This is a genomic window from Epilithonimonas sp., assembly GCF_032055105.1.
Taxonomy (GTDB): Bacteria; Bacteroidota; Bacteroidia; order Flavobacteriales; family Weeksellaceae; genus Epilithonimonas.
Genome location: NZ_DAMBRK010000008.1, coordinates 1 through 19931 on the forward strand (window position 1 = coordinate 1; position 19931 = coordinate 19931).

General features: G+C 36.8%; 14 protein-coding genes and 1 pseudogene. 13 read left to right on the forward strand and 2 right to left on the reverse strand.

All coding sequences use genetic code 11. The features are described 5' to 3' along the window. From RTY06_RS08365 to RTY06_RS16190, 7 genes and pseudogenes are all read left to right on the forward strand, one after another. Nucleotides 1–396: AraC family transcriptional regulator (locus RTY06_RS08365; protein WP_312824195.1), on the forward strand; the 396-nt coding region annotated here is incomplete at its 5' end. An 824-nt stretch (nt 397–1220) separates the two neighbouring features. Then, nucleotides 1221–2609, forward strand: a complete 1389-nt coding sequence (locus RTY06_RS08370; protein WP_312824196.1) for a TolC family protein — start codon at nt 1221–1223, stop codon at nt 2607–2609. 16 nt (nt 2610–2625) lie between these two features. Further along, a pseudogene (locus RTY06_RS08375) lies at nt 2626–5781 on the forward strand (efflux RND transporter permease subunit). Between the two features lie 4 nt (nt 5782–5785). Continuing rightward, nucleotides 5786–6919, forward strand: a complete 1134-nt coding sequence (locus tag RTY06_RS08380) for an efflux RND transporter periplasmic adaptor subunit (protein WP_312824197.1) — start codon at nt 5786–5788, stop codon at nt 6917–6919. A 5-nt stretch (nt 6920–6924) separates the two neighbouring features. Beyond that, on the forward strand, nt 6925–7359 hold the full coding sequence (locus RTY06_RS08385; protein WP_312824198.1) for a hypothetical protein: 435 nt from the start codon (nt 6925–6927) through the stop codon (nt 7357–7359). Between the two features lie 130 nt (nt 7360–7489). Continuing rightward, the gene (locus RTY06_RS08390) at nt 7490–7864 is read left to right on the forward strand and encodes a helix-turn-helix domain-containing protein (RefSeq protein ID WP_312824199.1); all 375 of its coding nucleotides are present in this window, start codon (nt 7490–7492) and stop codon (nt 7862–7864) included. A gap of 14 nt (nt 7865–7878) precedes the next feature. After that, nucleotides 7879–8031, forward strand: coding sequence for a helix-turn-helix domain-containing protein (locus tag RTY06_RS16190; protein ID WP_409450833.1), 153 nt, complete (start codon nt 7879–7881; stop codon nt 8029–8031). Nucleotides 8032–8117: 86 nt separating this feature from the next. Here RTY06_RS16190 and RTY06_RS08395 read toward each other — a convergent pair whose 3' ends face one another. Together RTY06_RS08395 and RTY06_RS08400 are read right to left on the reverse strand one after the other, a co-directional pair. Then, on the reverse strand, nt 8118–8849 hold the full coding sequence (locus RTY06_RS08395; protein ID WP_312824200.1) for a metallophosphoesterase: 732 nt from the start codon (nt 8847–8849) through the stop codon (nt 8118–8120). A 540-nt stretch (nt 8850–9389) separates the two neighbouring features. Next, on the reverse strand, nt 9390–9641 hold the full coding sequence (locus RTY06_RS08400) for a helix-turn-helix domain-containing protein (RefSeq protein WP_312824201.1): 252 nt from the start codon (nt 9639–9641) through the stop codon (nt 9390–9392). A 575-nt stretch (nt 9642–10216) separates the two neighbouring features. Here RTY06_RS08400 and RTY06_RS08405 point away from each other — a divergent pair. From RTY06_RS08405 to RTY06_RS08430, 6 genes are all read left to right on the forward strand, one after another. Beyond that, the gene (locus RTY06_RS08405; RefSeq protein ID WP_312824202.1) at nt 10217–13255 is read left to right on the forward strand and encodes a TonB-dependent receptor; all 3039 of its coding nucleotides are present in this window, start codon (nt 10217–10219) and stop codon (nt 13253–13255) included. 18 nt (nt 13256–13273) lie between these two features. Beyond that, complete coding sequence (locus tag RTY06_RS08410) at nt 13274–14824, forward strand: RagB/SusD family nutrient uptake outer membrane protein (RefSeq protein WP_312824203.1); 1551 nt, start codon at nt 13274–13276, stop codon at nt 14822–14824. 77 nt (nt 14825–14901) lie between these two features. After that, nucleotides 14902–16446 carry an alpha-N-arabinofuranosidase gene (locus RTY06_RS08415; protein WP_409450834.1) on the forward strand — a complete coding sequence of 515 codons (1545 nt, stop codon included), beginning with the start codon at nt 14902–14904 and terminating at the stop codon, nt 16444–16446. Between the two features lie 5 nt (nt 16447–16451). Further along, complete coding sequence (locus RTY06_RS08420) at nt 16452–17945, forward strand: arabinan endo-1,5-alpha-L-arabinosidase (protein ID WP_312824204.1); 1494 nt, start codon at nt 16452–16454, stop codon at nt 17943–17945. Continuing rightward, nucleotides 17945–18901 (forward strand): glycoside hydrolase family 43 protein, encoded by a 957-nt coding sequence (locus RTY06_RS08425; protein WP_312824205.1) that lies wholly within the window; start codon nt 17945–17947, stop codon nt 18899–18901. The genes RTY06_RS08420 and RTY06_RS08425 overlap by 1 nt, the downstream gene beginning before the upstream one ends. 9 nt (nt 18902–18910) lie before the next feature. Then, nucleotides 18911–19903, forward strand: coding sequence for an arabinan endo-1,5-alpha-L-arabinosidase (locus RTY06_RS08430; protein ID WP_312824206.1), 993 nt, complete (start codon nt 18911–18913; stop codon nt 19901–19903). Nucleotides 19904–19931: the final 28 nt, after the last annotated feature.

Here is a 19931-nt window from a genome sequence, read left to right on the forward strand (position 1 = left end):
AATATACGAAATTTTCGTATTATGAGTAACCTTTTTTATAATGCACTACGGGTTAAGAATATAATTATCAATTTAGTTCATTACCAAGAATCAGAATCGAAAATTAATCTATCGAAAATAGTGAGTACTAAATTACATCAGGATTACAATTACCTCTCTAAGTTATTCTCTGAAATAGAAGGAAAGACTATAGAAACGTATTTTATTGCTCAAAAAATAGAAAGGGTAAAGGAATTATTGGTTTACAATGAATTATCTTTGAGTGAAATTGCGTTCAAACTTAATTATTCAAGCGTAGCCTATCTTAGTAATCAGTTGAAAAAAGTAACTGGATTGACACCAAGTAATTTCAAACAAACGAAGGTGATTAAAAGATTGTCTTTAGATAAATTGTAAATTCATTTAATTTTATAATTAAATTCCAGAATTTTATAACAAGGATATCCTCTTTTATCCACAAATTTGCTGATAAATAATATAAGGTAATCATTTGGTTTATAAATTTTTTTACAATGGGAAAATTTGAGACTACAGTGATTGAGTAAAAACTATTTTCTAAGATATTTTTTTTAAATGAAATATCCGATTGTTAACCTTCAATAAATAGTTTTGTAGCATCATATAGCTATTGTTTTATGAAAAAAATATAAATGAAAACGTACTAAGGCCTGAAAAGGTTTAGTGCGAATCAAATTTATTATTTTGGCGAATGAAAAAGATATTCATTATTTTCTTTTCGATCTTTTATTGGATATTGTCTACGGGCTTTATCCAGTACGCCCACATGTGCAAGGGAATGGCTGTAAAACTTTACAGTCTGACGAATAGTAATTCTCATGTCGGGTCGGGAAAACCCTGTCCAATATGCTTCAAGAATAAAAAATTAAAGAAAAAAAGAAGGGTTGCTGTAAGTATGAAACTCAAATCGTTAAGGTAAATAATGCAGCACATAAGTATTCAGGATTTGATCTGTCGGTTAATTTCTGGGGCGAAGCGATCCCTAATGAAACATTGGGGGCTTTGTTTGAGTTTTCAGGAATATACCCTGAACTTTCTAAACCAACTTACCTTTTTACCAAGATCCCGATAAGGGGTAACCCTCTCTACATCCTTCACTGCGTTTATAGAATTTAGAATCTGATATTCCGAAACTAAAAACTGCATGCCCTACTTAGGGTAATGCCTTAATTCGTTATGTCTAATTTCTAATTTTTATAACAATGTATATCAAAACCATTGCATCTCTTGGTGTAGTGCTCCTGTGTAGTCTTAATGGCTATGCACAGGTACTGCATCTGGATAATGCACTCCAACGTTCCGCTGAAAACTATGACAGGATAAAATCCAAAAAATCGATAGTTTCTGCGTTTGAACAAAATACCGCTTTTCAAAAACAACAATACCTGCCGGATGTAACCCTTGCAGCGCAGCAGAGTTTCGGAACCATCAATATGGTACACGGTTCTATGTACGCCTACGGAGGTCTGGCTTCTGCATCCACTTCGTTGCCACTGGCGGAACAGAACTGGAATGCCGCTTTTGGTTCACTCTACTTTGCCAATGTCAACTGGAACCTGTTCACTTTCGGCAGGATAAAGAATGAGGTAAAACTGGGGCAGTCCAAAGAAAAGACTGCCATTGCAGATCTTGAACAGGAGATTTTCCAGCTTCAGGTGAGAACGAGTGCTGCCTATTTGAACTTATTGGCCAGCCAGCGCATACAGTATGTACAGGAAAAAAACCTGGAACGGGCACAGGTATTTTTTGAAATGACCGACTCCCGTGCAAAAAGTGGCTTGATCCCGGAAGTAGATGCTTCATTGGCTAAGGCGGAGGTTTCCAACGCAAAATCCTTGCAGATTAAATCCTATGATAAGGTATTGGAATACTCAAAGCAGCTTGCCGTATTCTTGGGTGAAGACTTTAAGACCTATCAACTGGATAGCCTCTACAGTACAAGCATACCCAAAAATATACTTAGCCCTGAAAATAGCGATGTCAGCAAACATCCCCTGCTTCTTTTACAGCAAAGCAAGGTAGACCAGAGCCTTCAATCCGAATCTTTGGTCAAGACCCAAAGACTTCCCAATTTATCCGCCTTTGGTGTACTTCAGGGACGTGGATCAGGTTTTGAATCCAACTACATGCAGGATAACAGTGCCTATTCAGGCTCGTACCTGAAAGGGGTCGGTATTGACAGGGGAAATTACCTGCTCGGCTTTACGTTGAGCTGGAACATTACCAACCTGTACCGTTTCAACAGCAAGGTAAAGGAACAGCAGTATTTTACCCAGTCATTGAAGCAGGATTATGATCTCCTGCACAAGGAGATCAACGCCCAGTCCAAGCTTGCCCAGTCACAGCTGACCAATGCCTACGAAAACTTTGGGGAAACCAAAGTGCAGTTATCCGCTGCACAATTGGCCTACAAACAGCACACGGCATTGTACGAAAACGGGCTGACCACTTTAGTGGATTATACGCAGGCTTTATATGCGCTGAACCGTGCCGAGATTGACTACGAGATAGCCCAGAACAATGTATGGCAGGCACTCCTGCTATTGGCATCATCACAGGGCGATGTTGAAATATTGACCCAAAAACATTAACTAAATAATTGGATCAATGAATTTGATAAGTTTTGCTTTAAAAAAGCCACTTTCCATATTAGTCATTGTACTTGGCTTACTGTTCTTTGGGATCAAAGCGACCAGAGATGTGAAAGTGGACATCTTGCCAGAGATGAATCTGCCGGTAGTTTATATAGCCCATTCCTTTAACGGTTACACGCCGCAACAGATGGAAGGGTATTTTACAAAAATGTACGTGAACATGATGCTGTTTGCCAACGGTATCAAATCCATCGAAAGTAAGAATACGCAGGGACTTACCCTGATGAAGATTACTTTCTATGAAGGTACCGAAATGGGTGAAGCCATAGCCAGTATCAATGCCCTGTCCAACCGTTCGCAGGTATTCCTGCCACCGGGTGCTCCGCCACCGTTCATTATCCGTTTTGATGCCTCATCACAACCGGTTGGGCAGTTGGTGTTCCGTAGCAATACAAAGACAAATAACCAGTTACAGGATATTGCAAACTTTAACGCCCGTCCGTTCCTGATTAAGATACCCGGCTTGACAACAGCCCCGCCTTTCGGAGGTAGCCCCAGTACCATTGAGATCAATATTGATCCCTACAAGTTGCGTTCACATAATCTATCTCCGGAACAGGTCGTTGAAGCCATCAGCAGAAACAATATTACATCCCCTTCAGGGAATATCTATATTGGGGATAAAAATTATCTGACTCCGACCAATAATACGGTAAAGAATATAGAAGAACTGGGCGATGTGCCGATTTTCAAGGGCACTGTGGATAATGTGTATATCCGTGACGTAGCAACCGTTAAGGACGGTGCGGATATTGCCACAGGATATGCCCTTATTGACGGAAAACGTTCCGTATATATCAATATTGCAAAAGCAGGTAATGCCTCTACACTCGATGTTGTCAACACGCTAAAGAAACAGTTGCCGGACATTCAGCGTAATATGCCAGATGACGTGAAGATATCCTACGAATTTGACCAATCGGTGTATATTTCCAACGCTTTGAAAAGCCTTGTTGTCGAGGGAGTATTGGGAGCTTTATTGACCGGATTGATGGTGCTCCTGTTCCTGAATGACCGCAGGGCGGCACTGATTGTGATCATGACCATTCCGATCTCTATTATCTCTGCTGTGCTTTTCCTTAAGCTCTTCGGACAGACCATCAATATCATGTCGCTTTCAGGTCTTGCACTGGCAATCGGTATATTGGTGGACGAGAGTACAGTGACCATCGAAAATATCCACCAGCACTTTGCTATGGGCAAGACAAAAGCACAGGCCATATGGGATGCGTGTAAGGAAATTGCATTTCCAAAACTTCTCATCATGCTATGTATCCTTACCGTATTTGCACCGGCATTTATGATGACAGGTATTCCGGGATCGCTGTTTATGCCATTGGCAATGGCCATTGGTTTTTCAATGATTATTTCCTTCCTTTTATCACAGACTTTCGTTCCTGTGATGGCAAACTGGATGATGAAACACAATGTTGTAAACTGCGAAAACCCTGCACATAAAGAAGATAGGTTTACAAAGTTCAGGCAGAAATTTTCAAACTTCCTTTCGGGTCTGATGAAATTCAGGAAACTATCGTGGGAATTAGCCTGATTGCTGTCATCCTTGCTGGAGCTGGTCTATACCTGATTACCGGAAAAGACGTACTTCCTGCCTCTAATTCCAAACAATTTCAGGTAAGACTTAAAGCTGCCGAAGGAACCCGCATAGAAGTAACTGAGAAAAAGGTGAAAAATTTTCTTGAACTGCTAAAAGCTAAGGTCGGTAAGGATAATGTGGCCATATCATCCGTTTTTATCGGACAGCACCCTTCAACATTTGCCGTGAGCCCGATCTATCTGTACAATGCAGGACCGCATGAAGCCCTGATGCAGGTTGCCTAAAGAGTTCAATGGTAATTCCGACGAGCTGAAAGATGAACTCCGTCAATATTACAAGGAAAAAATGCCCGATCTGCAACTGTCATTTGAACCAATTGAACTGACAGAAAAAATCCTTAGCCAGGGAGCCAATAATCCTGTTGAGATCCGGGTATCGGGAATGATGAAGAAAATGAACATGATGACGGCAAATAAGCTTCTTGCAAAACTGAAGGAACTTGACTATATGCGTGATCAGCAGATACCACAATCCATGAACTATCCGGCGATGCAGATCAATATTGACCGAACAAGGGCTGCCCAGTTGGGACTGGACGCACAGGATATCGCTAAATCACTGGTTGCCGCTACAGCTTCGACACGTTATACCAATAAGAACTTTTGGGTTGGAGGTATGATGGGTATTGCTTACGATGTACAGGTTCAGACACCTCAGAATATACTGAACAGCAAAGAGGAACTGGAAAATCTTCCCCTGACCAAAAATCAGGATAGACCTGTATTAAGCGATGTTGCTACTGTAATGCCTACCAAGGAAATGGGAGAAAGTTATAACCTTGGAACAATGGGCTATACAACGGTAACAGCCAACCTGCATAAAAAAGACCTTGAACAGGCATCCAAAGACGTAAAAGCAGCAATAGCTTCTCTCGGCGAATTGCCAAAAGGGGTTAATATCGAGGTTGCAGGACTTGCTCCGGTTCTGGACGAGACATTAGGAAGCCTTGCTTCAGGACTGTTGATCGCTGTCGTAGTGATATTTCTGATGCTTTCTGCCACATTTCAGTCCTTTAGGGTTTCCTGGGTAATTCTATCAACTGTTCCTTTTGTAATAGTAGGTGCGTTGGTAGCCTTGAACCTGACAGGTTCTACACTGAACCTTCAATCCTATATGGGAATGATCATGTCCGTTGGGGTGTCAATTGCAAATGCGGTGTTATTGATTTCAAATGCCGAAACCATACGCAAATCTTCAAATGATGCACTTGGAGCCGCCATAGAAGCTGCCAAATTACGTATCCGCCCGATTGTCATGACCACATTGGCAATGGTAGCTGGTATGTTACCGATGGCGATTGGATTTGGAGAAGGCGGTGATCAGGTATCTCCATTGGGACGTGCCGTGATCGGTGGGTTGATTTTCTCTACTTTTTCGGTATTGATCGTTCTCCCGCTTGTATTCGGTTGGGTTCAGAAAAAAGCATCCATCGTATCCAATTCGCTGCATCCAGAAGATGAGGAAAGTATTCACTTTGTAAACCTAAAAAAATAAAGAAATGAAATATATAACAATATTGGCAGCTTCATTAATAATGCTGCTAACCGCCTGCAATAATGAAACAAAAGAAGCAGCAAAGGAAGAACCTCAAAAAGGCGGCATGCCTGGTATGGGGATGGGAATGATGATGAATCCTTGGGAAACTGTCGAAATATCCAAGTCCAACCCAAAAGTTATGCTGAAATTAGCCGGTGAGCTAAAGCCAGACCAACAGACAGCCCTGTTTGCTAAAGTTAACAGTTATGTAAAAAGTATCCGTGTAGATATCGGTGATAAAGTATCGGCAGGTCAGGTTCTGGCAGTCTTGGAAGCACCTGAGATACAGTCTCAGATTGCTAATGCCAAAGCAAAGATAGAAGCACAAAAGGCCATTTATTTTTCGACAAAAGCTACTTATGATAGGACAATGAAAGCTAATGAAACTCAAGGAGCTATTGCAAAAGATGCATTGAATCAAATTAAGTCCAGAATGCTTTCAGACGAAGCCCAGTTAAATGCAGCAAAATCTGTTTATAATGAGATTAAGGATATTAATAATTATTTAGTAATCAGAGCTCCATTTAGTGGTACAATTACGGATAGGAATGTTGATTTAGGTGCTTATGTAGGACCAATGAACAAAGAACCATTATTGGTGATTGAAAATAACCAAAAATTACGATTGAATTTATCAATACCGGAAGCCAATACACCCTATATTCATACAGGAGATACCATACGCTTTTATGTACGTTCGCAACCGCAACAAAAACATTTTGCATTGGTCAGCAGAAAATCCGGAAGCCTTGACCTGAAACTCCGTTCTGAAAAGATCGAAGCGGATTTTATCAATAAGAATAATATCCTAAAACCGTATATGGTTGCTGAAACAACCATCCCCTTACAAAATACAGAACCTACATTTTTTGTTCCCAAAACAGCCGTTGTTGAAAGCGGAATGGGCGTGTACGTGATACGGGTTGAGAACGGAAAAACCAAAAATATTCCGGTCAGCAAGGGACTTGTAATGCCGGAGCAGGTAGAAGTTTTTGGAGAACTTAATCAGGGAGACAAAATATTAAAAATGGGATCGGAAGAAGTTCAGGAAGGTACTGAAGTTCCGAACAAACCAAATAATCCTAATAAAAAATAATCAAAATGAAAGTACAGTTCAAATTCTTAAGTATCGTGGCGATTGCCACGGTACTTTTCATCGGATGCAGCCAGAATAAAAATAATGAAGCGGTTTCAACTAATGAAGTTTCAACAGCTACACAAACAAGCACTGTAAAAAGTTATGAGCCAAAAAAAGGCGACCATGTACCAAGCAACCTTGTCTGTATGGTAAATGATGAATACATGGGCAAGCAACAATTGGAAGTTCCTTTTGATGGGAAAACCTATTATGGATGTTGTGAAATGTGCAAGAAGCGTATTCCAAAGGATGAGAGTGTAAGGTATGCTATTGATCCGCAAACCATGAAGAAGATTGATAAAGCGATGGCATATATTGTCATGATCGGAGATGGGGGAGAGGTAGCCTATTTTGAAAGTCAAGAAAATTACGAAATATTTAAAAGCAATAACAAGTAATTGTCTTACTGTCTTTTTAATGCTTTGGTTCACTAAATGAGCCGAAGCATTAAAGTTTTCATAGAAAGAGTATCAGGATTTTAATTACTGTTACAAGGAATTCAATAGAGACAAAATTATTCCTTATTGTATGCTCTTTATCAATGCTTTATTTTGTTATATGTATGTGAAAAAAATACCTATTAATTTTGAATGTAGTTTGGATCTGGTTGCTGAGGTACTTTATGGAAAGTGGAAAATTCGTTTACTTTTTTTTATAAATGATGGATGCAGAAGACCCAGTGAGTTACATAATAAAATTACCGAAGCATCAAAGCGGGTACTGAATGTTCAACTAAAAGAGTTGGAAAGACATCAGTTGATTTGGAAAAAAGTGTATCCAATCTTTCCTGCAAAAGTTGAATATCAACTTACTGAGTTAGGTGAATCATTAATTCCGATTATTAAATCTTTGGGAAACTGGGGATGTGAAAATGAAATGATACTACGCAATTTAAAAGGATAATCGTAGAAACCAGGTTGGAACGAGCGACCGTATTTCTGCTGCAGAGTTCTTTAAGTATTTCAGAGATAGCAGAAAAAACAGGTTTTTCTGATGCAACCCACATGAATAAATCATTTATAAAATACAGAGGTATTAATCCCTCAATGCTAAGGGACTTGAAAAAATAACTTTGTAAACTCTATTGTATTATGACAAGTTTTGAAAAATGATGGTAATTATATTTTTAACAAAATAAAACTCATTGTGTTTTTGTTTATTTTGCCTCTAATAAAAAATCACCATAGAAGTTGGGAATTGTACTAGCATATATCGCTGAGGCTACTTCCATAACAGGATAGTCTATTTTTATGATTTCTGCATCGATATTCTCTTCGCTCAGTGTGATGATTGAATAAACCGCTTTTCGGTCACTTTCTTTACTTCTGCCAACAGAACCACAATTAAGAAGTAATATATTAGAGTGACATTGAACATAGGATTGATGGGTATGGCCCATTACGAGAATATCAATGGATCTTTCTTTGAGAATTGAAATGATTTTTCCTTTTGGGTCTGATTCATAAATATATTCTTCATTACTATCAATACAAGCATGTACCAGCATAATTTTTTTGAATGATTTACCTATTTTATATTGGAGTTCAATATGGAAAGGAAGTTTAGATAACCAATTTTTATTCTCCTTCGTAATTGTTTGTTTGCTGTAATTTATCGCTGATAATCGACTCTCAGTTTCTATATCATCGTGATGCTGCAAAGGAGTGACCGGTAGGTTAAAAGCTATACGTTCATCATGATTACCTAGAATACATGATATATTTTCATTTTTCATCAATGAAATAACTTCATTTCCCCAAGGTGCAAAGTCAACCAAGTCTCCCAAGCAATAAATCTGAGATATTTCTCTTTTACGAATATCTTCCATTACTTTTTCCAGGGCTAATAAGTTAGCATGAATATCACTTATTACAGCAATTTTAATCATAGTTGTCAATTGAATTCTCCTTTGTTTTCTATTCATTTCATTATTAATCGTTCTTCAGAGTAGTACTTTTTTTATCCTGATAATTTGTATTGAAAGTAATCTTAACTTTTATTGAATTTTATTATACAGTAAGTTTGTTCATTATAAATATAAGTTAGATTTTGATTGTCAGTATTAAGACAAGTTATACTTTACATAAGCTTTTACTAGAGCTTATTTATTAGGTATAACTTGTCTTTTTATGTTAATAATAACGTTTACATAAAATGAGTAACAAATATTTAATGCACAAAAATATTGCGCTTATCTCAGTAGCAAAATTTTTACCGATGATTTACAAAACTCATTTACTGCTGAAAGTAAAAAATGATTTAGTGCAGGGATTAAATCTCGTTGATTTAAAATCCTGTAAACACTTGATTATAAGGTAAAAAAGAAACATTGCTTGTCAGTTTTGTGCGCCAGTTCTCTTGAGGAAAGTTCGGTGTGTTCCAAAGCGATTTCTACTACCAGATCTTTTTGTTCTTCCGGAATGCTGTTTCACTGTCTTTTAGATGTTCTTTTGGATGTTTTCAAGCCAGCGTAGCCATTTTCAAAGTATTTCTGATACCATTTGTAGAAAGTACTTCTTGCAATCCCAAGGCTTTCTAGGGTTTGTTTAACACCAATTTTACTTGTGGCAATGGCTTGCATTACGATTAAAATTTTCTGCTCGGCTGTAAAGATCCTCCTTGTATTTTTACGGATGTCTTTTAAGAATTTTTCGGAACTTTTCTTTTTAGGTGTTTCCATAATTGAATGTAATTATTTTTTGGAAAACACTCCTTAACTATTATACTATATAATGTCTACTTTTTGCTGACGATTTAAATTATTTGCATATCCAGCTTATCATATAAAACCTTAAGCCCTTTTGATATCAATAATTTTACAATAGTAATATTGAATTTCAATTTTATGTCTTTTTACTACATTTTTTGGTTAATTTTTTTTGAGTCAAAACAAAATATTAAGATAGTTGCAAGTCTTAATTTTTACTAATTTAATGTTAAATATTTGTTAAAATTATAGAATTAATTTATCTATTAAGTTATTATTAAAGTTTACTTAATATTTGGTTAATTTTCAAATTTGATTTTATTTTCAAAAAGGTTAATTGATTGGATATTAATTGTTTAATATTTTTTTTTAATGCCGTTGATTTATTTGGTGTAGTTGTTTTTTTGTTTTTTATTCTTAGTTTTATCAGACAAAACATCAACAATATTACCCTTAAATATTAACAAATTACCCTTAACCTCTTTTCTATATCAATTCTTTTATTACATTTAGAAGTGTAAAAAATACATTTATAAAGTAAGCCTTTTATGAATAAAAAAATTGATTCCATTTCAAAGATAGTAGGAAGATTCTTATCATTTTCTGGCTCTCGAAAACTAGTTGTTGTTCTTTTTGCAACAATCTCAAGTTCTATTTATTCACAACAGATCATAAAAGGGTCGGTGGTGAATACTACTGACGGTAAACCTGTGTCCAACGCAACAGTTAAGATTGCTAATTCTGATGTCTTGGTTGAGAGTGATGCAGATGGAAATTTTGAAATCACGGCTAAGCCTGAAGACATCCTTATTTTTACTTCTGTGGATTATGATCCTCAAGAATTAAAGGTTGGAAATAAAACAGTGTTTAACATTAAACTAAGAAAGAATGTTAATAATATAGACGAAGTTGTGGTAATTGGTTACGGCAAGCAAAAGAAGTCTGATATTACAGGAGCGGTTTCTGTGGTGAAAATGGATGATGCTAAAAAAACGGTGACTTATGATATTGCGAAACAATTGCAAGGTCAAGTTGCAGGTGTTACAATGCAGTCTTCTGGCGAACCTGGTGGAACTGTTAATATGAAGATTAGAGGAATCACTTCTTTTACGAATAATAATCCTTTGTTTGTAGTAGATGGAGTAATGGTTAATAGCCCCAATGATTTTGCGCCGGGTGATGTAGAGTCTATCCAGGTTCTAAAAGATGCTTCTGCTGCTGCAATCTATGGTGTTCGTGGTGCAGCTGGTGTTGTAATTATCACAACAAAACAAGGTGCTAGAGGTAAAGTAAATCTTAGCTACAAAGGTCTTAATGGTTTTCAGTTTGCACCTAAAAAAATAAGTGTTACCAACCGTGAGCAGTATCAACAAATTACCAACCAATCCTATCTTAATGCTGGATTGGAAATTCTTTCTGGAAATAATCCCAATAGTCCATATTATATTAATAATGTAGATACAGATTGGCAAAAAGAAGGCTTTACCACTGGAAATGTTCAAAATCATTCGGTTAATTTTAACGGAGGATCCGAGAATATCAGTTATAGTATTAATTTAGATTATTTCAAAAATACAGCTTATCTCAATACACCTCAAGATTTTGAAAGATATGCCTTGAATGCTAACTTCAGTGGTAAAAAAGGTAGTAAGTTCAAGTATGGTGGTAAATTTTCATACACACAATCAGATAAAGAGAATTTTACAGGCTATAATAATGGTTCTATTTTGATTTCTCTTCTTCAAGCTATTCCAACAATGCCAATGTATGACCCTAACCGTCTAGGAGGTTTTGGAGGAACCGATGCAAATACACAAGCAGCTATTTCGCTTAATATTTTAGGATTTAACAGATTGGTTCAAAATAATACGAAAAGAAATCGTTTTCTTGGAGATTTTTGGGGAGAATATGAGATTCTAAAAGGTCTGAAATATAAATTAGATGTTTCTGCCGATAGAACCACAGTCCACAATCGTTTATTTGTTCCGCAATCTGATCTTGGATGGTATTATGTTACAGAAGCAAACGAAGCACAATTAGATATCTCGGATAATACTTTGCAGACTACCTTTATTAACAATCTATTGACTTATGATTTCAAACTAGGAGATCATAGTTTCAACTTATTGGCGGGTTGGATTCAACAAAGAGATGATTATTATAACCACTGGTCTAGAGGTGTAGGTTATGCGGCAGGAACTATTGCTCAGTTGGAGTATGCAACAGCAAGAGATACAGGAGAATATAATAATAGGGTTACAACATCCTCTGTAATTGGAAGATTGAACTATAACTTCCAAGAAAAGTATCTATTTACAGCTAACTTCCGCCAAGATAAATCGTCATTATTTGCACCGCGTAATAACCACGCAGAAAACTTCTCGTTCTCTGGAGGATGGAGATTGGACAAAGAAGAATTTATTAACCTTCCAGATTATATTAATTTATTAAAAATAAGAGGAAGCTGGGGTAGACTCGGGAACAATACCATTGGTGTTTATTCTTGGGAAAATACAATTAATCCTTTTGCAAATTATATTTTTGGTGGTGTTTTGCAACCTGGTTCTACAGTTATTTCTATCAAAGATCCTAATATCAAATGGGAAACCGTAGAGTCTTCTAGTGTGGCTCTTGAGCTTAGTTTGTTCAATAAATTAGATTTCTCTGCGGAGTATTATTCTAAAAAGTCCTACGATATGTTGCTTTCAGTTCCACTACCATTTAGCTCTGGGGGAACACCTAATAATATCACGACTAACGCTGGTGATATGAAAAATATGGGATGGGAATTTAGTTTAGGTTATCGTCAAAATATTGGAGATCTTCAACTTAACTTTAATGCGAACTTAGGATTGCTGGATAATGAGGTATTAAAATTAGGGGATAATAACAGTCCGATTTTTGGAGTTAATTCTAAAACAGAAGTTGGTAGATCTGCAGGTGAGCTTTACGGATGGATTGCAGAAGGTATTTTCCAAAATACTGGAGATATTCAAAACCATGCGACGCAAGTTAATGCAGCACCTGGAGATATCAAATTCAAAGATCTAAATGGTGATGGTATTATTAATGATAATGACAGAACATTCTTAGGTAGATCAATTCCTAAATATACCTTTGGGCTTAATTTAAGTGCGAACTATAAGAACTTTGATTTGTCTATGTTTTGGCAAGGTATGGCAGGACATTACATTTATAATGGTACTTATTCTTCTCTAATGATTGGTGACTTAACAAACCATTCTACGGATATGTTAAATTATTGGACACCAGAAAATACGAATACCAATGTCCCAAGACCAGTAAAAAATAATCCTAATGATAACAACAGACCTTCTAACAGATTTGTGGAAAAAGGAGATTATATCAAATTACAAGCATTAGAACTAGGTTATACTTTTACTACTGATAAAACAATTTTCAATAAACTGAGAATCTATACTTCTGGACAGAATCTTCTGACAATAACCAAGTACAAAGGCTATGACCCAGATTTCATTAGTGATGGATTATTATCAAGAGGATTTGAATACGGATCTTTCCCAAATCCTGTAACTGTTTCATTTGGTATCGAAGCTAACTTCTAATTTTAAATCTACTACAAAATGACAAAAAAATATTTTTATATCGCACTGGCAGCATTTTCATTAATGAGCTGCGTGAAAGAAGATGATCTAGATCAGCACGATCCAAACGTAAATACAGAAGCTAATTTCTGGAAAACAGATGAAGATGGCCTAAAAGGTGTGACAGCGGTTTATCAATCATTGATTACAGATGGTACTTATATGAGAAGTACACCATTGTTACTAGATGCAAGAGCAGATGATACCCATAGTGTGAGTCCTTGGGGAGCTATGTTCACTGCAGGGAAGTTTACAACAGTTATTTCTTTAGATGATATCTACGGTTGGGCATTCAAAGATTACTATCAAGGGATTTACCGTGCCAATCAAGTAATTTTAAATGTTCCTAACATAGCATTCTCGGATCCAGCTCTTAAAGATAGAGTAATGGGACAAGCCTATTTTTTAAGAGGTTTGCTATTCTTCCATTTGGTTAATTTATATAATAGAGTTCCTCTTCCTTTGGATATGGAGTTGTACCACGGACAAAAAACTCATGAGGAAGGATGGCAACAAGTGATTTCTGATTTGCAAAAAGCTTCAGACTTGCTTCCTGTTTCTTATACTAATCTTAATGGTTTAGATAAAGGCCATACAGGTAGAGCAACCAAAGGAGCAGCTATGGCTTATCTTGGGAAAGCTTACTTATTTACGAAAGATTTTGCAAAAGCAAAAGAACAATTTGAGAAAGTTATTAATCTAGGAACATACTCTTTGGTAGGTAACTATGCAGATAATTTTACGGATGCCAATGAAAATAACGCCGAATCAATCTTTGAGCTTCAATTTGATAGAAATGCCGGCGGTATAGACCTAGGATGGGGCGGAGCGCCAGGATCATCATGGGGTAAAACATCTGCTAGAGCTATTACTTATGGCCCTCCGGGATTTGGATTTAATGATATCCAACCTACAAAAGCTTTGTTTAATGAATATCAAGTAGAAAGAACAATCAATGGTGAGCTAGATCCAAGATTAGGCGTAACCATGTTCTACAACCATCCGGGAGAAACACTTTATGGGAAAGACTTCGCAACAAATTATGCAAACAATCCAGCCTATCTTAATGATGTATTTACAAAGAAATATCAGAATTATAACAATGGATCTGTAAGCGAATATGATTGGAGATCTGGTATCAACGAAAGATTGATGAGATACGCAGACGTTTTAATGATGTATGCAGAATGTCTAAACGAATTAGGTAATACTGCTCAAGCATACGACTATATCCAAATGGTAAGAAGCAGAGTACAATTACCTGATCTTAGAACTACAAAACCAGGAATGACTCAAGCTCAAATGAGAGAACAAATCGGACACGAGAGATTCCTAGAGTTTTCTTTGGAAGGTCATCGTTTCGATGATATCAGACGTTGGGGTTGGCTACAAGATCAATCTAAATTGAACTGGTTAAAATCAAGAGACAATGAGTTCAATACATACTCTCCAGGTAGAGAATTCTACCCAATTCCTTTAACGGAAATCGATAACAACCCAAATGGTCTTACCCAAAATCCAGGTTGGTAAAAAACTAAAAGTTCATATTTAATTTAACTGTCTGCAGTGTTGAGGCTGTAGGCAGTTTTTCTAAGATTTAATATCCTATGAAATACGCAAACAAATTTTTTACAGCGGCGGCTCTAGCATTCACCGTTTCAATGCAAGCACAGCTGAAATCTACAATAAGTGCTAACAAAGAAGCTAAAACACAAATCATTAATAAAAATATCTACGGACACTTCGCAGAACATCTCGGAAGAGGAATTTATGATGGGATTTTTGTAGGCGAAAATAGTACCATTCCTAATACTAAAGGTGTGAGGAATGATATTATCAAAGCTTTGAAAGACCTTAGTATTCCAAATTTGAGATGGCCGGGCGGTTGTTTTGCAGATACTTACCATTGGAAAGATGGCATTGGTCCAAAAAAAGAAAGACCAACGATTGTTAACAGATGGTGGGGAGGAAACACAGAAGATAACAGTTTTGGAACACACGATTTTCTTGATTTAGCGAAAGAATTAGGCGCAGAGCCCTACTTAGCAGGAAATCTTGGAAGTGGCGAAGTGAAAGAACTGTCGGATTGGGTAGCTTATGTCAACGGCGATACCAAAAATCCGATGAGCGATCTTAGAAAAAAGAACGGTCAGGACAAACCTTGGAAAGTAAAATATTGGGGTGTTGGAAACGAAATGTGGGGTTGTGGTGGTAATATGACACCAGAATTTTACGCCAATCTTTACCGTCAGTATTCCACTTTTATGACAGATTGGAATAACTCAGACAAATTATTCAGAATTGCTTCGGGAGCTAATATTGATGATTATCATTGGACAGAAGTAATGATGCGAGATATCCCAAGAGGCTTGATAGAAGGTGTGGCTTTACATTCTTACTCGTTTTCCAATTGGGAGAAAAAAGGAGATGCAGTAGATTTTTCTGAAGACGAATATTTTGCAACAATGAAATCTGCGCTTCGTATGGATGAATTAATCCAAAAACACAGTGCCATTATGGACAAATACGATCCAGAGAAAAAAACAGCATTGATTGTTGACGAGTGGGGCGGATGGTACGAAGTGGAGAAAGGAACCAATCCAGGTTTCCTCTATCAACAAAATACAATGCGTGACGCGATGATTGCAGGCGTTACGCTTAATATTTTTAATCAGCATAGTGATAGAGTTAGGATGGCAAATCTTGCGCAAACAGTTAATGTTTTACAAGCTGTAATCCTTACTAAAGGTGAAAAAATGTTATTGACACCAACTTATCACGTAATGAATCTTTATAAAGCACATCAAGACGCTCAATTGATTCCTTTGAATATCGATAGCCCAAATTACAGCAATAAAACTGAAACTTTGAAAGCAGTTTCAGGATCAGCTTCAGAGAAAAATGGAGTGACTACAATTTGTTTGGTTAATATCGATAGCAAAAACTCGGTGGAAGCGAGCATCGATTTGAAGGATTTTAAATCTAAAAACTTCACGGCTAAGATTATTTCATCAAACAAAATCAATGACCACAATAGTTTTGATAAACCAGAATTGATTGTACCAAAAGACTTCAAAACTATCAAAAAAGAGAAAGATGTTTTGAAATTGACTTTGCCTCCGTTCTCAGTGGTTGTTCTAACATCAAATTAATATCTATGAAAACTCAAATTAATACTTTAAAAAAACTTCTTTTCGTAGCGCTTTCTTCAGCGGTGATTTACTCTTGTAAAGATGAAAATTGGGAACCTGTAAACAATTACGACGCTGAAAAAGGAACGGGTGAGAACACTAACTTCGATGCAATTACTGATACTTATGCAGATGTGTTTGCATTGCCTTATATCAATATGTGGGGCTACAGAAACGTTCACGATCCATCCATTATAAAAGTGGGAGATACTTACTACTGCTACAGTACAGACGTGGCTTTTGGTGTAAGTGTAAAGCCAGGAATCCAGGTTAGAAAATCAAAAGATCTCATCAATTGGACTTTTGAAGGTTGGGTTTTTGATGGTCTGCCAAAGAAAGGTGTAGAATATATCACGCAAAACGGTGGAACACCAGACAATTCTCTTTGGGCACCTTACATTATGGAAGTTAATGGTGAATACAGATTGTATTATTCTTTGGCATCTAACAAAGGTAGATTAAGTGTTACCGGTTTGGCAACTTCATCTTCTCCAATGGGACCTTGGGTAGAAAAAGACATCGTAGTGACTTCCAAAGATGACAACAGTATTGGAACCAATGCGATAGATCCTACTGTTTTGGTAGCCGACGGAAGACATATTATGTATTATGGTTCTTCTTGGGATGGGATTTATAAATTAGAATTAGACCCAACAACTGGACTAGCGAAAAACTCTGGAGACAGAGGAACAAGAATCGTTCAGCGTGGAATGACAGGCGGAATGAGAAATGGAAATCTTGAAGGCCCTGAAATTATCTATAATGCAGAACAAAAGAAATATTATCTATTCTTAGCTTACGACTGGTTACAAACCAAATACAACGTGAGAGTCGCAAGATCCGACAGTCCTGATGGTCCTTTCTTGGATTACAATGGCGCTAATGTTAATAATAACATAGATTCTGCACCAATGATTATTGCGCCTTATCAGTTCAAAGGCCATTCTGGTTGGCAAGGTGTTTCGCATCCGGGAGTTTTCAAAGGAGAGAATAACCAATATTATATTGCGCATCAAGGTCGTCCGGGTGTGAACAGTTTCTATATGGATCTTCACGTTCGTGAATTGTATTGGATGCAAGATGGCTGGCCGGTTGCTTCTCCGGAGAGATATGCTGCGGTAACTCAGAAGGAAATAAAATCTGCAGATTTAGCAGGAACTTATGAACAAATTGTTCTTGGTTATAATGTAGTTCCGGGTTATGGTAATGAGCAAACGAGTCCAGATTTCCAATTGTCTTCTGAAACCATTCTAAGTCCAAACGGAACTATTAATAATGATCCAAATAACACTTGGTCTTACAGCGCACCTTACTTGACTCTTTCTTGGGCAAATGGTACTTTCAAAGATATTCTTTATGTAAAATATGGTAGAGATTGGGAAAACAAAGTGTCTTCTACAATTTTGTTTACAGGTCTTAATCAATTCGGAACTGCGATTTGGGCTAAAAAAATTAAATAATGAAATTGAATCTATTATCAAAAAAAATAGCAGTACTAGCATTGTTTTCTTTTTACAATGTTAGTAAAGCACAATCAACTGGAGGAAATCCTGTCATTAACAATGAATTTCTAGGAGATCCAGCAGCAATGGTTCACAAAGGAAAAGTGTATCTCTACGCTGGTCACGATGAAGCGCCGGATGATTTCCATTTCTATAAAATGAATGAATGGAAAGTCTATTCTTCATCTGATCTTAAAACTTGGGAAAAACATCCAGTTCCTTTGAAAGCTTCAGATTTTGCTTGGGCTTCCGGCGATGCTTGGGCTTCTCAGGTTATTGAAAGAGATGGTAAATTTTATTGGTACGTTACGGTTAGTCATAAAACTGTTTCAGGAAAAGCAATTGGCGTTGCAGTAAGTGATTCTCCACTCGGTCCTTTCAAAGATGCACTGGGAAAAGCTTTAGTAACGAATGATATGACCAAAAAAACACATATCGATTGGGATGATATTGATCCAACAGTTTATATTGATGATAAAGGTCAAGGCTGGTTATTTTGGGGAAACACAGCTTGCTATTACGCCAAGTTGAAACCAAATATGACAGAATTGGATGGCGAAATTAAAACTATAGATCTACCAAAATATACAGAAGCGCCTTATATCCACAAAAAAAATGGATGGTATTATCTGTCTTATGCAACAGGTTTCCCAGAAAAAATCGCTTATGCAATGAGCAAATCTCTTGATGGACCTTGGGAATACAAAGGGATTTTAAACGAATTAGCTGGAAATTCCAATACCAATCATCAATCTATTATAGAGTTCAAAGGCAAAGATTATTTCATCTATCACAACGGTGCTATTGAACCAAATGGCGGAAGTTTCAGACGATCGGTTTCTATTGAGTATCTTTATTATAACAAGGATGGAACAATCAAACCAATCATTATGACTACAAAAGGCATTAATTAAATTTTCAAAATGAATTTTCTAAAATATTTCTCTATTATTTTCTTAGTCAATGGCTTCGCTTTCGGACAGGAAGCGAAACCCATTGATGAACAATTTTCGCACGATCCAGTTGCTATCAAACAAGGCAATATCTATTATATGTTTACGACTGGGAAAGGAATTGGTGTTTATTCTTCTACAGATTTCAAAAACTGGAAACCAGAGAAAAGTGTTTTTGATGTAAAACCAACTTGGGCAGACAAAGTGGTTCCAAATTATGATAATCACATTTGGGCGCCAGATGTTGTTTTTCACAACGGACTTTATTATTTATACTATAGTGTTTCGGCTTTTGCTAAAAATACTTCTGCAATCGGCGTTACAGTTAACAAAACTCTTGACCCGAAAAGCAAAGATTTTAAATGGATTGATAAAGGCATCGTTATCCAAAGTCATCCCAACCGAGATATGTGGAATGCCATTGATCCTCAAATCATTTTTGATGAGAACAAAGTGCCTTATATGGCTTTCGGTTCTTTCTGGGACGGATTGAAAATGGTAAAACTGAATCCAGATTTAATCAGCATTGCACAACCTCAGGAATGGCACACGATTGCAAAAAGAGAACGTTCTTTCAAACTGGATGATACAGATCCGGGCGATGCAGCGATAGAAGCGCCTTTCATTTTTAAAAAAGGAAAGTATTACTACTTGTTTGCTTCTTGGGATTTGTGTTGCAGAGCAGAAAAAAGTACTTACAAAGTGGTTGTTGGTCGTTCCGAAAAACTCACAGGACCTTATGTAGATGACAAAGGAATTCCAATGAATGAAGGCGGCGGAAAACTGGTCATCGAAGGTAACAAGAATTGGTTCGGTGCGGGACACAACAGTACTTATACTTTCGACGGGAAAGATTATCTCATTTTCCACGCTTATGATGCTAAAAAGAATGGTTTTCCTGTAGGTAAAATCAAAGAAATCAATTGGCAAAATGATTGGCCAACTGTAACTCCATTAGACTAATTTTTCAATATAAATTTGGCATTGTCAA

What these genes read in the sequence shown, in the direction of transcription:
- RTY06_RS08370 (WP_312824196.1), top strand. Translation starts at nt 1,221, where the DNA reads ATGTATATCAAAACCATTGCATCTCTTGGTGTAGTGCTCCTGTGTAGT.
- RTY06_RS08380 (WP_312824197.1), top strand. Translation starts at nt 5,786, where the DNA reads ATGAAATATATAACAATATTGGCAGCTTCATTAATAATGCTGCTAACC.
- RTY06_RS08385 (WP_312824198.1), top strand. Translation starts at nt 6,925, where the DNA reads ATGAAAGTACAGTTCAAATTCTTAAGTATCGTGGCGATTGCCACGGTA.
- RTY06_RS08390 (WP_312824199.1), top strand. Translation starts at nt 7,490, where the DNA reads ATGCTCTTTATCAATGCTTTATTTTGTTATATGTATGTGAAAAAAATA.
- RTY06_RS08395 (WP_312824200.1), bottom strand. Translation starts at nt 8,849, where the DNA reads ATGATTAAAATTGCTGTAATAAGTGATATTCATGCTAACTTATTAGCC.
- RTY06_RS08400 (WP_312824201.1), bottom strand. Translation starts at nt 9,641, where the DNA reads ATGGAAACACCTAAAAAGAAAAGTTCCGAAAAATTCTTAAAAGACATC.
- RTY06_RS08405 (WP_312824202.1), top strand. Translation starts at nt 10,217, where the DNA reads ATGAATAAAAAAATTGATTCCATTTCAAAGATAGTAGGAAGATTCTTA.
- RTY06_RS08410 (WP_312824203.1), top strand. Translation starts at nt 13,274, where the DNA reads ATGACAAAAAAATATTTTTATATCGCACTGGCAGCATTTTCATTAATG.
- RTY06_RS08415 (WP_409450834.1), top strand. Translation starts at nt 14,902, where the DNA reads ATGAAATACGCAAACAAATTTTTTACAGCGGCGGCTCTAGCATTCACC.
- RTY06_RS08420 (WP_312824204.1), top strand. Translation starts at nt 16,452, where the DNA reads ATGAAAACTCAAATTAATACTTTAAAAAAACTTCTTTTCGTAGCGCTT.
- RTY06_RS08425 (WP_312824205.1), top strand. Translation starts at nt 17,945, where the DNA reads ATGAAATTGAATCTATTATCAAAAAAAATAGCAGTACTAGCATTGTTT.
- RTY06_RS08430 (WP_312824206.1), top strand. Translation starts at nt 18,911, where the DNA reads ATGAATTTTCTAAAATATTTCTCTATTATTTTCTTAGTCAATGGCTTC.